We start from the raw sequence: 13,330 nt of genomic DNA, 5'->3' as shown, positions 1-13,330 counted from the left end.
TTCTCTTTGTAAATGAGAATAGTTTAATTTTTGACGTGAATAAATTGTGATCTTAATTTCAAAATATATAGTGCCAAGAGGTTATATAGGTATTACCATATTTCCTTTTGTAATTTTAAAAACAAAAAAATTAAAACAAGATTTGGTGCTTATAAATCATGAAAAAATACATTTACGACAGCAAATAGAATTACTAATCATTCCGTTTTTTATTATTTATGTATTTGAATTTTTAATACGATTGATTCAATATAGAAAATGGAATTTAGCATATAGAAATATTTCATTTGAACGTGAAGCTTATGGTAATGAAAAAGATTTGAACTATTTGAAATCAAGGTCTTTTTTGAAATTTAAATCTTACTTTTAAGGCAGAATAATTTTAGTTTTAATCTTTAGGTAAGTCTTGCTTAATAAGCGCTTTTTTATCTTAAAAATATAAAGAATTTGTTTCACGATCCTATTCAAAATCAAAAAATAAGCCTAAAAAATTCTTCGATTGAGCTTACAATTAAACGCGAAGATTTAATTCATCCTTTTATTTCAGGAAATAAATTTCGTAAACTAAAGTATAATTTAGAACGTGCTAAAGCTATTGATGCAAAATCAATGTTAACCTTTGGTGGTGCTTTTTCAAACCATATTGCAGCGGTTGCTTATGCCGGAAAAGAATATGGAATTCCAACAATAGGTATTATTCGAGGTGAAGAATTAGCTTATAAAAGTGAATTAAATTTTACTTTACAATTCGCTAAAACTTGTGGCATGCACCTAAAGTTTATAACAAGGGAAGCTTATAGAGAAAAGATGAATGAAACTTTTTTAGATGAATTAAAAGAAGAGTTTGAAGCTTGCTATATCTTACCTGAGGGAGGTACAAATGATCTAGCAGTAAGAGGATGTGAAGAAATTTTAGTAGACGAAGATTCTCATTTTAATTATATCTGTAGTGCTGTTGGAACAGGAGGTACAATTTCAGGTTTAATTAATGCGTCTCAAAAGGATCAGGAAGTATTGGGTTTTCCGGCGTTAAAAGGTGATTTTTTACAAGAAGATATTCGTAAATTTGCAAATCAAGAAAATTGGAAACTGATAACTGATTATCATTTTGGGGGTTATGGTAAAATAAAGCCCGAATTGATTTCGTTTATCAATAGATTTAAGACTGATTATAACATTCCGTTAGATCCTATTTACACTGGTAAAATGCTCTATGGAATATTTGATTTAATTGAACAAGGATTTTTCCCTGAGGGTTCTAAGGTATTAGCCATTCATACTGGCGGTTTGCAAGGGATTGCGGGTGTAAATGAAATGTTGAAGCGTAAAAACCATCCTTTAATTGTAGAATAAAATATGAAGTTGAGATATTTAATAGTGTTAATTGCTGTGGTGGCAATGAGTTGTGGACCTAAAAAAGGTATTGTAACAAAGAAAACAGAAAGTAGAACTAGTAAAACTGTTGTTAAGGAAAGGGAAGAAAATAGCAAAACAGTTGTAAAACCTGCAGTTGTAAAGGAAACTAAAGCACCAAGTAGTGTTGATGTTTATATTGATTTATATGCTGAGATCGCTAAATCTAAAATGCGTTCTCATAAAATACCAGCAAGTATAACACTTGCACAAGGGATTTTGGAATCAGGATCGGGTAGCGGACGTTTGGCTGTAAAGGCGAATAATCACTTCGGAATTAAATGTCATGGATGGTCCGGTGATAAAATTTATCACGACGATGATCGCTCTCAAGAATGTTTTAGAAAATATCCGAAAGCAGAAATGTCTTATGAAGATCATTCAGAGTTTTTAACAGGAAGAAGTCGATATGCTGATTTATTTCAATTAGATGAAGATGATTATAAAGGTTGGGCTAAAGGATTAAGAGCAGCAGGTTATGCAACCGATAGAAAATATCCTGAAAAATTAATCAGTCTTATTGAGCGTTATAAGTTATATGAGTATGACGAAGAAGTGCTTAATCCTTCATCTAAGAGGTCTACAAGAAAATCTACAACGATTATTGAAGATGCAGAGAAAAGCAACGCCAATAACCATATAATATCAAAAGGTGATACATTGTATTCACTTTCTCGATTATATAATACTACTGTTGAAGCTCTAAAAGCCAAAAACAATTTAAAATCAAATGACCTTACAATTGGTCAAAAACTTATTATTCCCAATTAATTTATGTTATATCAAAGAAGTAGTGTTTTATTTAAAGCAGCCCAAGAAGTTATTCCTGGAGGTGTAAATTCTCCAGTAAGAGCATTTAGTGCTGTTGGTGGTACTCCTATTTTTGCGAAATCTGCAAAAGGAGCTTACGTTTATGATGAAGACGGAAATCGTTTTATAGATTATATTAACTCTTGGGGCCCAATGTTGCTTGGTCATGCATTTCCACCAGTGGTAGATGCTGTTATAGAAAAAACCAAACAAGGTACTTCTTTTGGAATGCCTACAGCTATTGAAACTGAGATTGCCGAATTAGCAGTGTCAATGGTTCCAAATATCGATAAAATTCGTTTTGTAAATTCAGGTACAGAAGCTTGTATGAGTGCTATCAGATTAGCGCGTGGATTTACTAAAAAGGATAAAATTATAAAATTTTCAGGTTGCTATCATGGACATAGCGATTCATTTCTAATTGCAGCAGGAAGTGGTGCAGTTACATTTGGAACACCTAACAGTCCTGGTGTTACAGAAGGAACAGCAAAGGATACGCTTTTAGCAAACTATAATGATATTGAAAATGTAAAGTCATTAGTAGAAGCTAATAAAGGTGAAATTGCTTCAATTATAGTAGAACCTGTTGCTGGTAATATGGGGTGTATTCCTCCTGTTGATGGCTTTTTAGAAGGCTTAAGAGCTATATGCGATGCTCATAATATCTTATTGATATTTGATGAGGTAATGACAGGCTTTAGACTTGCAAAAGGGGGAGTCCAAGAATTAAAAAATGTTAATGCTGATATAGTTTGTTTCGGTAAAGTTGTTGGAGGTGGATTACCTGTAGGTGCTTTTGCCGCTAGAAATGAAATTATGAATCATCTAGCACCTCTAGGACCTGTTTATCAAGCAGGAACACTAAGTGGTAACCCTTTAGCTATGGCTGCTGGATTAGCAATGCTTAAAGCAATTAATGCGGATGTAGATTTAATGACTAGGTTAGAAGAAAAGACAAAATATTTGCATGAAGGTATTGCTGATGCGCTTAATAAGAATAACGTAATTCATACGATTAATAGAATTGGCTCAATGATATCGGTTCATTTCTCGCAAGATACTGTTATCGATTTTGATACGGCAGCTAAAGGAAATAACGAAACTTTTAAAAAGTTCTTTCACGGTATGCTAAATAGAGGTATTTATATTGCTCCAAGTGCTTTTGAGACTTGGTTTATAACAGATGCCTTAAGTTATAAGGATTTAAATGAGACTATTGCTGCAGTAGAAGAAATTGCAAAAGATCTTTAGTAAAAAAGTTTAGTCACAAAAAAAGTCTCGCCATTGGCGAGACTTTTTTTGTGTCAAATAATATTTAATTCTTTTTATAAAGCTCGTATTCTTCTGCGCTTAAAATAGATTGCATACCTGTATCTAATTGCTCATTAACTGTTGCTAATTTTTCTTTATTAGGTGAATTATCTAATTTCATTAAATAACTATTATATCTATGTTCTCTAATTAATTCAAAAATTTCGTCAGATTTATATTTTTCAAATCCAATAGTCTTTTGTAAGGCTTTAGTTTGCTTTACGGCGTAATCACTAATACTTGTAAGCTGTTCTTTACTTAGTTTTATTTTACTTTCTTGAGCAGTAGCAGATTGAGTTCCTAAGAATAGTTCAAATACAAATAAGCAAAGGGTAATTAACTTTTTCCTTATTAAATAAAAGATAATTATTTATTGTTGATTCCTTTTTTCACTGCGTTTTCCTTTCTTTTCGTCTTTTTTGTTACGGTGATTAGGTTTCATTTTTTCAAATTTAGCATATTGTTCTGATGATAAAATAGTTTTCATTTCACGTTTCATTTCTATCTTTTGGTCGAGTCTGTGAATCTCTCTTTCAACCATTTCATCTTTAGATGGTTTTTCTTTTTTCTCACCATTATTCGCTTTTCTTTCTTCTCTTAATTTTTGATTTTCTTCAGTTTGCTTTAAAATTATTTTTTGAACTTTTGCTTGTTGAGCATCTGTTAAATCTAATTTTAATGTTAATTTTTTAGATTGTAATTCTGCAATATCTTTAGCAGATATATCTTGTCTTAATTCTGAATGTGTTTCTTCATTCCTGTTTTTTTTATCTTTCCTCTGTGCAAATCCATTTAAGGTTACTAATGCTAGGGCAATGATTGCTAATTTTTTCATGTTCTTTAGTTTTAATGTTATACTTGTTTAGATGACTAAAGGCCATAAAAGTTTAATTCTAAAATAGATTTTAACACCACATTTAACATTAACAACAACCTAAAACGGAATTTCGAAATAAATTTTAAACGTTAAAAATCTTGATAGTTTATTGTTTTTAAGTTAGCCATAAACGAAAAAAAAAGCTTCAAGTTAACTTGAAGCTTTTTTATGAAATTATAAATTGTTTTAGATTACTTAGGATCTAAAATGAGATTGATTCTCTCTATTGCATCTGCAATATGAATTCTACTTATAGCATCCCCACCACGAGAAGAACGAAGCTGAGTTCTTAATGATTTTAACTCTGCTCTTACAATGGCCCTAATATCTGATTGGCTAGTATTAACAGGAGTTACTTTAACGTAAGAACTAGATCTTCTTCCTTGACTTTGGTTTTCAGCAGTCATTAAATAGGCTAATCTGTCAATGTGCGCACGTTGTAAATTACGTCTGTAAGTATCAATTTTTTTACCTGTACTTAATTCATTCCAAATACCTTTACGTAATTCACTCATCATATCCGTTAGGGCATAAGCGTTATCATCAAAAGTATTTGCTTCAATTAAACGTTGCATTTTACCTAAGCTTAAGATATTATTAAGTGTTCTTGCTTGTAAAGCTCTAACGCGTTCAATAGAACCTGTAAATTCAATGCGATCAAAAATATTTTTGTCTATTAACCATTGTGGAGTTTCAAATAAATTTTCTTGAATAAAAGCCATGGCTTTCTTTTGGTGATCTTTTGGCACTGCAGTATAAACAGCCCCTTCTTGATCTGAAGTTTTATAATATTCATAAACACCTCCTATGTTATTAGAAACGTGTCCCATGTAACGATTAAATTGTGAAATAACATGACCATACATTTCGTCTAAGTCATCATAATCTTCACCAGCTTCGGTAGTCCACTTAATTAAGTTGGGTACAATACGCTTTAAGTTTTTAATACCATAGTCACTAGCTAGCATTGCATCATTACCTAAATCTTCGGTTTGAGAACTAGGATCAACAACATCACCAGCTTGTTGATGTCCAAATCGATACATTGGGTCACCAGCATGCTCCATAATCCATTCGTTTAGAATTGATTTTTCGTCTTCTGCTGTTTTATCTAAAATTGGTCTGTAACCCCATGAAATTGAGTATTTATCGTAAACTCCAATGTCTGGCATTAAAGCTACTCCTTCATCTCCTGGTTGCGCCACGTAATTAAAACGCGCATAATCCATAATAGATGGTGCAGTTCCAAATTCTTTAGTGAATTCAGCATCACGTAATTTTTCAACAGGATATGCAACACTGCTTCCCATATTGTGAGGTAAACCTAAAGTATGTCCAACTTCGTGAGAAGATACAAAACGAATTAATCGTCCCATAACTTCATCTTTAAATTGTGGACTTTGTGCTTCTGGGTTTATTGCTGCTGTTTGTACAAAGAACCAACCGCGCAATAATGACATTACGTTGTGATACCAGTTAATATCACTTTCTAAAATTTCACCTGTTCTAGGATCACTTACGTGAGGTCCATTGGCATTTGGTATTGGTGACGCTAAATAACGCACTACAGAGTAGCGTGCATCTTCTGGACTCCATTCAGGATCTTCTTCAATAGTGGGTGCATCTTTAGCAATAATAGCTTCTTTAAATCCGGCTGCTTCAAAAGCAACTTGCCAATCTTCAATACCTTGTTTAATGTATTTTTTCCATTGGTCTGGAGTTGCTCTATCTATGTAATAAACGATTTGTTTCTTAGGTACAACTAATTCACCATTTTTAAATTTCTCAAGATCTTCGTCTTTAACTTCTAATCTCCAGCGATCTAAGAATTCTAAAGATTTACTTTTCTGGTCCTTTAACCCGTAATCGGTTTGATTACTAGTAAACCAACCTACACGTTCATCAAAGTAACGACGCTTCATTGGTACAGCTGGTAACAAAATCATAGAATTATTGATTTCTACAGAAATAGCTCCGGTATTTGAATTTGAAGGAGGTGAACCTGCAGCGTAAGTTTTTACAGTACGAGATTCAATATTTGTAGGGTAAGATTTTATAGTTTCAATATATGAAAGTTGTTCGTCTAAACGCGAAATTTTGTATTGTTTTCTAGAACGAGGAGGAAGACCTAATGATTTTACATCTTTTTCAAATAAATCAGTAACATCAATAACGGTACTTAATGAATCTTTACTGAATGCTTTAATAGGAAAGGTAGCAATTACCGGTTCGAAGTTAGAGTTTTCTACAGCTTCATGTACAGGAAGAGAATCTGCTGCTACAACTTGGTAAGATACCATACGTAACACTACTTTTTTGTTTCTCTTTTCCCAACGTAGAACTTGTTCGCTTAATTTTCCACCACCAAAACCTAAGCCCGATGCTGTTTTAGAGATACGAGAAACCATTAACATTTCTCTATCGAAAAGCGAATCTGGTATTTCATAATAGAATTTATCATCTACAGAGTGAACTGTAAATAAACCTTCGTCACTTTTGGCATCTTTAGTAATGACTTTACTGTAAGGTTTGGGATCATTTTTTCCAGGTTTTTTACCTGAAGATTCTGCCATTGTAGTGGCATCTTTTTTGGATTTACCAGCTTTTTTTGCAGTAGAGCAAGAAAATGCTAAAAAAGCGGAAGCTACGAAGAGTAGCCTAATTGTAACGTGTTTCAAGATAGTCAGTTTTTTTTATTTTTTTTGAAAATACATATTCTATTAATAATATGTTAAGAAAAGAACTGACTTTAGTATTTTTTTAACGAGGCGGTTAAAGTGAATTCACGTATTCTTGAACTAAGTCTAAGCCTTCGTCATGACGTATTGTAGTGCCAATGAAAGGCATACTTAAACCTTCATAATAAAATGAAACTTTATAACTAATAAGTGCAGTCTGCTGTAAAATATTAGTTTCATCAAGAGGTGTCTCTAATGCAAAATTTAAAGTAGATTGATCTGAACAGGTACCACCTGGAATATGGCAATGAGCACAATTAATGTCTATATATGCTCTTGCTCTGGTTTCTAAACTTAGATTTTCATCCTCCCAATTAGGCAAGGTTCTTACCGAAGAGCTATTTGTTATTCCTGTTAGTTGCCGATTAGTAATAAATTGTTCTAATTGGTTCACTCCATCAATTTCAAAATTCATAGAACGTAATTTTGGGCCAATTGGGATAATATTATTGTTGTTAGAATGGCATGTAAAGCAATCTGTATTTGACGGAACCTTATAAGTAATTGAGTTATTATTACCTTCTTTATCAATCCAGCTTATTGGTAAAGTGCTGCTGTTAGGGTCTAAAATAGCATCTGTTTGTTCTGTGTTCCATTTGTAATTACCAGTTTCCCAACTTCCATTGGTTTTAATTAGAACTCTTGTTTCTATTATTTTTTTTCCTAAAGTTACATCGCGCTCATCATGGTTGTAATAGAATGTTTTAGCAATTAAAGTGTTTTCTGGGAAAATTGGTAAGCCGTCTCCATCAAATTCCATGCTAGTGCCTTCTGGTAAAGCGATAATTCTTTGTTTATTCGCGTAATCTGAAAATAGTGTTGTACTAAGATCATATTGAAATGCATTAACTGTTATTTCTAAGTTATCTAAATCTCCTGAGAATAAATTTAATTCAGATAAGTTAGTTCTAAATTCAGTAATAACACTTGCGACTAAAGTTGTAAAAATATGGACCTCAGAGCTTGAGCTTAGATTGTCAGTGCTACAAACGGATTTTATATAAACGTCGTAAGTAGTGTTTGCTTGCAGATTATTTAATTGAGCGGTGGTAGAAGATTCATAAATCGTTGTTCCTGTGCCTAAATTAAAACCAGAAACCCCATATTCTAAAATGTATTCTTCTGGATCTGAAATGGAATTCCATGTTATTACAGCAGAATTATTGGTTATAGAACTTGAAGATATGTTTGTCGGAATTTCACATATAGCAATTAGATCTTCATCGTCATTATTACAAGAGAATATAAGGCATGCAAATGCAGATAATAGGCATATTTTTTTAAACATTTTGTGTGTTTCTGGTTGATAGCTAGTTGCTAATGTAGTGAAAATCTTTTTCACTTAGAGGTTAAGCTGTATTTGTATATTATTTTCTCTTCTACTAAAAATAAAATTTAGTTTTTTATGAATTTAAATAGCACGTTAAACATAAAAATAAGGTTACGTAGCTTTGTTTTTTGTTCAATTAATTAAATGATTGAACTAATTATAAGAATTTTATAAATAAAAAAAGGAACTACCATTCGGTAATTCCTTTTTTTAATATATACTATTTTTTTTTAAACCAACTCTACAAATAAACCGTCATCTGTCTTATCAACTTTTGTAAGGCCATGTTTAGCTAATCCTTTTAGTCCTTTATCCCAACCTTTATTACTTAATCCTGATTTTGATTTAAGTACATTTAAGTCCATGCGTTTTTCAGATTTTAAAACTTCTAAAATAGCTTTTTCATTATCACTTAGATCTACTTTTTTCTTCTCTGGTCGCATCTGAGGGAAGAATAAAACTTCTTGGATACTCTGGTTGTTAGTTAAGAACATAATTAAACGGTCCATACCAATTCCCATTCCAGAGGTTGGAGGCATTCCATATTCAAGAGCACGTAAAAAATCGTGATCTATAAATTCAGTTGCTTCATCATCTCCTTTTTGAGCGAGTTTTAATTGGTGCTCAAAACGTTCGCGTTGGTCAATTGGGTCATTAAGTTCAGAATAAGCATTAGCAACTTCTTTACCACATACCATTAATTCAAAACGCTCAGTTAATTCAGGGTTATCTCTGTGCTCTTTACATAAAGGGCTCATTTCTTTTGGGTAATCTGTAATAAATGTTGGTTGAATGTAGTTTCCTTCACATTTTTCACCAAAGATCTCATCAATTAACTTCCCTTTACCCATGGTCTCATCAACTTCAATATGCATGCCTTTTGCAGCCGCTCTTATTTCTTCTTCAGACTTGTTGTAAATATCAAAACCTGTAAATTCTAAAATAGAATCGCGCATAGTAATACGCTTATAAGGTGCTTTAAAGTTTATTTTATGTTCACCAAAAGTAGCCTCAGAAGTTCCATTTACAGAGATGGCACAATGTTCTAAAAGTTTTTCACAGAAGTCCATCATCCAATTGTAATCTTTATAAGATACATAGATTTCCATTGCGGTAAACTCAGGGTTGTGAGTTCTGTCCATACCTTCGTTTCTAAAGTTTTTAGAAAACTCATAAACACCATCAAAACCACCAACAATTAATCGTTTCAGATACAGTTCGTTAGCAATTCTCATATATAACGGAATGTCTAAACTGTTATGGTGAGTCATAAACGGACGTGCTGCTGCGCCTCCAGGGATAGGTTGTAAAACAGGTGTTTCTACTTCAAAATAACCAGACTCATTAAAGAAGGTACGCATTGCATTAAACAATTTTGTACGTTTTATAAATACTTCTTTAACATGTGGATTTACTACTAAATCGGCATAACGTTGTCTGTAACGCATTTCTGGATCTGTAAAAGCATCATACGTTTTTCCGTCCTTTTGCTTAGGTATTGGTAATGGCTTTAAAGATTTACTTAATAATTTAAAGTCTTTAACCATTACAGTTTTTTCACCAACTTGAGTTGTAAAGAGCGTACCTTCTATACCAACGAAATCACCTAAGTCAAGTAGTTTTTTAAAGACATCATTGTATAATGTTTTGTCTTCTCCTTCGCAGATTTCATCTCTGTTGAAATACACTTGAATACGACCTTCGCTATCTTGCAATTGCGCAAAAGAAGCTTTTCCTTGAATGTTAATTGCCATTAGACGGCCTGCTACTATAACCTGTTTACCTTCTTCGAAATCAGATTTTATCTGTTTGGAAGTATGATTAACGGGAAATAAATCCGCTGGATAAGGGTTGATCCCTAAAGCTCTAAGCTTTTCTAATTTTTGGCGTCTTACCAATTCTTGTTCTGAAAGTTGCATTCTTGTTAATTTTTAATGGCTTATCTACTTTTTTGATAAGCAAATGCAAAATTACACTTTTTAGAAAAATTATTGAGTACCTTTTTTAATTAGATTTTGGCTAAAGTCAATTTTAGAAAAATTGAATAAATAAATTTAAGAATAACAGAGATGTTTGACTATGATGATCTCGCGTCTTTTTACTTTGAAAGGTTAAATAAATAACCGTGCTAAGATGTTAATTTTGTCTAAAGAAAATCATTTTAAATTCAAAAAAAATAGTAGCTCCTGCTGTGATTTTAGCTATTCTTTGTTCAGCATTAATACCAAACATTTTCATGTAAGCTTCAACAATAGAAAGATATACGTTTCTACCCCATTTTCAGGATTCGTATAGCCTGAAAACGAATATCCATGATTTTATTCTGATTTGTGTAAAGGAAATTCAGAAAAAGTGTAACAGTTTTATAAAAGATACGTCATATCTACTACATTAAATCATCAAAACAACATTATGGGTTTCTGGCGTGTTATATTATCTATCATTTGTCCACCTTTAGCTGTCTTAGATAAAGGTTGTGGCTCTATCTTAATTACTTTTCTCTTGACGCTTTGTGGTTGGGTTCCTGGCGTCATTGCTGCATTGATTATTCTTAATAATCCTGAGCGATAAAAACCTTACCTTTGCAATCTTAATTATTAAAATTATTAGAATGAAAAATTTTTTTACAATACTTAGTTGTGCGGCATTAATGATGCTTACAAGTTGTCAGTTTTCCGAAGACATTTACATCAATGAAAATGGTAGTGGTAAAGTGAAATTTTCTATGGATGCATCAGAAATGATGGATATGTTAGGGCAAATGGGGGATACAGGTGCTGGTGATATGGATAAAGCTGTAGATTCAACAATTGTTTTTAAAGATTTTTTAGTAGAGTATAAAGATAGTATAGCGAGTTTATCTGCTGAAGAACAAGAAAAGATTAAAGTTTTGGAAGATTATAAAATGCATATAGTGATGGATCCGGAGAAGCAGAAAATGATGTTTGATATAGAAACAGACTTTGACAATGCTAATGAATTGCGAGATATGTTTAAAGCAATGAATAGTTTTAATGAGCTAAAAGGAAAAGATAATACTAGTAGTAATTCACCATTAAGTCCATTTTCTAATATGGGTAATGGAGGTGCCACTTCTGTAAATTACTCGTTTGATGGTACTGTGTTTATAAGAAATGCGGAAATTGTTGATGTAGAAAAACACCAACAATCCTTAGATAGTTTAGATCAATCGGCTATGATGTTTGGTGCTTCTAAATATAAAATTAATTATCACTTTCCAAAGGCTGTAAAATCCTTTTCAAAAGAAGGAGCAATGTATAGCGAAGATAGAAAAACAGTGACTTATGAAGTTGGGTTTATGGATATGCTGAAGGATCCTGAAATATTAGATATTGAAGTTGTTTTAGAAGATTAAAAGAAAAACCATTTTGAATAAGACAATACAACTTCAAGATTTAGGAACTAAAGATTTTAAAGAAACTTGGGACTATCAAGAAACACTTTTTAAGGCTGTTTTAGACACTAAGATAAAGAATAGAAGAGAAGGTGCTGGTTTGGCTACTGATAACCATTTTTTGTTTGTAGAACATCCTCACGTTTATACTCTAGGTAAAAGTGGCCACTTGTCTAATCTGTTACTTTCTGAAGCTCAGCTTGCAGAAAAAGGAGCAACATTCTATAAAATAAATAGAGGCGGTGATATTACGTATCATGGCCCTGGGCAAATAGTGGGATATCCCATTCTAGATTTAGACAATTTCTTTACGGATATACACAAGTATTTACGATTTTTAGAAGAAGTGATTATACTAACTTTGGCCGAATATGGTTTGGATACTGAACGTAGCCCAGGTGAAACTGGCGTTTGGCTTGGTGTTGGCACACCTTTTGCTCGCAAAATTTGTGCTATGGGAGTAAGAGCTAGTCGTTGGGTTACAATGCATGGATTTGCACTTAATGTAAACGCTGATTTAGGCTACTTTGATAATATTATTCCGTGTGGTATAAAAGGCAAAGCTGTAACAACTTTAAATAATGAATTAGGTATTGCAATAGTTGACGAGAAAGAGGTGAAGGCTAAAATATTAAAGCACTTTAGTGTGCTTTTTGAAGCTACATTTATAGTATAGATTTATTGTTTATAATAATTTTATTCGCTGTTTATATTTTCTTTTTGTTTTTATTAATCGATATCTCAAGTCATCATAAAATAAGCTGATTAATAAGATAGCGGCACCAAAAACGAGCGTATTTAATTTAAAATTCATTTTTGAATAAAGAAAACCGCCAGTTAAGCCACCAAGAAAGAAGAAACAAATAATAAAAAAGCGAAGTTTAATTGTCGATTTTATTTGTGCTCTATGCTGTTGGTATTTTCTAAATAAGAGCTGAGATAATTCAATTCCTAAATCTGTAAATAATCCTGTAAGGTGCGTTGTTCTTACAACAGCATTCGATATTTTGGTTACAAAAGAATTCTGAAGTCCCATTGCAAAGAGTAGCGAACAAACTATAAAATTAGAATGTTCTATTTCCCCAATATTACTAATAAGTGCGGTTGCGATAAGAATAAAACATTCTAATAAGGTTGGTAATACAAAAACATTAAGTGTCTTATTTCCACTAAATTTTTCAATAAGAAAACTAGAGGAAAATGAACCAAATAGAAAAGAAAAAATGTAAAGAAAGTAAACGGTTCCTTTCCAGAATTCAAAATTAGCAACGTCACTTATAAAAAGTGCAAAATGCCCTGTAACGTTAGTTGTTAATTGATTAAAAGCTAAAAAGCCCGAAACATTTACAATACCAGCTACAAAAGACAAAATAGTAGCAATTCGTAGATTGTGTTTTAAGGTTCTACTAATGCCTTGGTGTCTAAACATTGTGTGT

Annotated in this window: 11 protein-coding genes; 6 read left to right on the top strand and 5 right to left on the bottom strand. The window is 32.2% G+C overall.

The annotated features are described in order from the left end of the window. The first annotated feature begins 447 nt into the window (after positions 1-447). Genes HM985_RS03745 through hemL form a run of 3 tightly spaced genes read left to right on the top strand, consistent with a single transcriptional unit; the run spans position 448 to position 3,474 of the window. On the top strand, positions 448-1,353 hold the full coding sequence (locus tag HM985_RS03745; protein WP_179374974.1) for a 1-aminocyclopropane-1-carboxylate deaminase/D-cysteine desulfhydrase: 906 nt from the start codon (positions 448-450) through the stop codon (positions 1,351-1,353). Positions 1,354-1,356: 3 nt separating this feature from the next. Further along, positions 1,357-2,184 carry a glucosaminidase domain-containing protein gene (locus HM985_RS03740; RefSeq protein WP_179374973.1) on the top strand — a complete coding sequence of 276 codons (828 nt, stop codon included), beginning with the start codon at positions 1,357-1,359 and terminating at the stop codon, positions 2,182-2,184. Between the two features lie 3 nt (positions 2,185-2,187). Continuing rightward, positions 2,188-3,474 (top strand): glutamate-1-semialdehyde 2,1-aminomutase, encoded by a 1,287-nt coding sequence (hemL, locus tag HM985_RS03735; RefSeq protein WP_179374972.1) that lies wholly within the window; start codon positions 2,188-2,190, stop codon positions 3,472-3,474. A 430-nt stretch (positions 3,475-3,904) separates the two neighbouring features. Here the strand turns inward: hemL and HM985_RS03730 are convergent, their stop codons facing one another. The 4 genes from HM985_RS03730 to lysS form a co-directional block, all read right to left on the bottom strand. Further along, positions 3,905-4,369 (bottom strand): Spy/CpxP family protein refolding chaperone, encoded by a 465-nt coding sequence (locus HM985_RS03730; protein ID WP_179374971.1) that lies wholly within the window; start codon positions 4,367-4,369, stop codon positions 3,905-3,907. A 233-nt stretch (positions 4,370-4,602) separates the two neighbouring features. Further along, positions 4,603-7,092 (bottom strand): zinc-dependent metalloprotease, encoded by a 2,490-nt coding sequence (locus HM985_RS03725; protein WP_394351819.1) that lies wholly within the window; start codon positions 7,090-7,092, stop codon positions 4,603-4,605. 91 nt (positions 7,093-7,183) lie between these two features. Beyond that, complete coding sequence (locus HM985_RS03720) at positions 7,184-8,491, bottom strand: fibronectin type III domain-containing protein (protein WP_179374970.1); 1,308 nt, start codon at positions 8,489-8,491, stop codon at positions 7,184-7,186. Between the two features lie 218 nt (positions 8,492-8,709). Then, positions 8,710-10,398, bottom strand: a complete 1,689-nt coding sequence (gene lysS / locus HM985_RS03715; protein WP_179374969.1) for a lysine--tRNA ligase — start codon at positions 10,396-10,398, stop codon at positions 8,710-8,712. Positions 10,399-10,891: 493 nt separating this feature from the next. Here lysS and HM985_RS03710 point away from each other — a divergent pair, with 493 nt between their 5' ends. From HM985_RS03710 to lipB, 3 genes are read left to right on the top strand one after another with little or no spacing between them, the layout of a single operon-like run. Beyond that, the gene (locus HM985_RS03710) at positions 10,892-11,050 is read left to right on the top strand and encodes a YqaE/Pmp3 family membrane protein (RefSeq protein ID WP_179316234.1); all 159 of its coding nucleotides are present in this window, start codon (positions 10,892-10,894) and stop codon (positions 11,048-11,050) included. A gap of 40 nt (positions 11,051-11,090) precedes the next feature. After that, positions 11,091-11,855: a hypothetical protein gene (locus HM985_RS03705; protein ID WP_179374968.1), complete on the top strand. Its 765-nt coding sequence runs from the start codon at positions 11,091-11,093 to the stop codon at positions 11,853-11,855. A gap of 13 nt (positions 11,856-11,868) precedes the next feature. After that, positions 11,869-12,570, top strand: a complete 702-nt coding sequence (lipB, locus tag HM985_RS03700; protein WP_179374967.1) for a lipoyl(octanoyl) transferase LipB — start codon at positions 11,869-11,871, stop codon at positions 12,568-12,570. A 9-nt stretch (positions 12,571-12,579) separates the two neighbouring features. Here lipB and HM985_RS03695 read toward each other — a convergent pair whose 3' ends face one another. Further along, positions 12,580-13,323: a YoaK family protein gene (locus HM985_RS03695; RefSeq protein ID WP_179374966.1), complete on the bottom strand. Its 744-nt coding sequence runs from the start codon at positions 13,321-13,323 to the stop codon at positions 12,580-12,582. Positions 13,324-13,330 lie beyond the last annotated feature (7 nt).

It is taken from the genome of Winogradskyella wichelsiae, assembly GCF_013403925.1.
Lineage (GTDB): Bacteria > Bacteroidota > Bacteroidia > Flavobacteriales > Flavobacteriaceae > Winogradskyella > Winogradskyella wichelsiae.
The sequence above is the reverse complement of the archived record's forward strand: the minus strand, read 5'-3'. Positions and strand labels throughout refer to the sequence as shown.

What these genes read in the sequence shown, in the direction of transcription:
- HM985_RS03740 (WP_179374973.1), top strand. Translation starts at nt 1,357, where the DNA reads ATGAAGTTGAGATATTTAATAGTGTTAATTGCTGTGGTGGCAATGAGT.
- hemL (WP_179374972.1), top strand. Translation starts at nt 2,188, where the DNA reads ATGTTATATCAAAGAAGTAGTGTTTTATTTAAAGCAGCCCAAGAAGTT.
- HM985_RS03730 (WP_179374971.1), bottom strand. Translation starts at nt 4,369, where the DNA reads ATGAAAAAATTAGCAATCATTGCCCTAGCATTAGTAACCTTAAATGGA.
- lysS (WP_179374969.1), bottom strand. Translation starts at nt 10,398, where the DNA reads ATGCAACTTTCAGAACAAGAATTGGTAAGACGCCAAAAATTAGAAAAG.
- HM985_RS03710 (WP_179316234.1), top strand. Translation starts at nt 10,892, where the DNA reads ATGGGTTTCTGGCGTGTTATATTATCTATCATTTGTCCACCTTTAGCT.
- HM985_RS03705 (WP_179374968.1), top strand. Translation starts at nt 11,091, where the DNA reads ATGAAAAATTTTTTTACAATACTTAGTTGTGCGGCATTAATGATGCTT.
- HM985_RS03695 (WP_179374966.1), bottom strand. Translation starts at nt 13,323, where the DNA reads ATGTTTAGACACCAAGGCATTAGTAGAACCTTAAAACACAATCTACGA.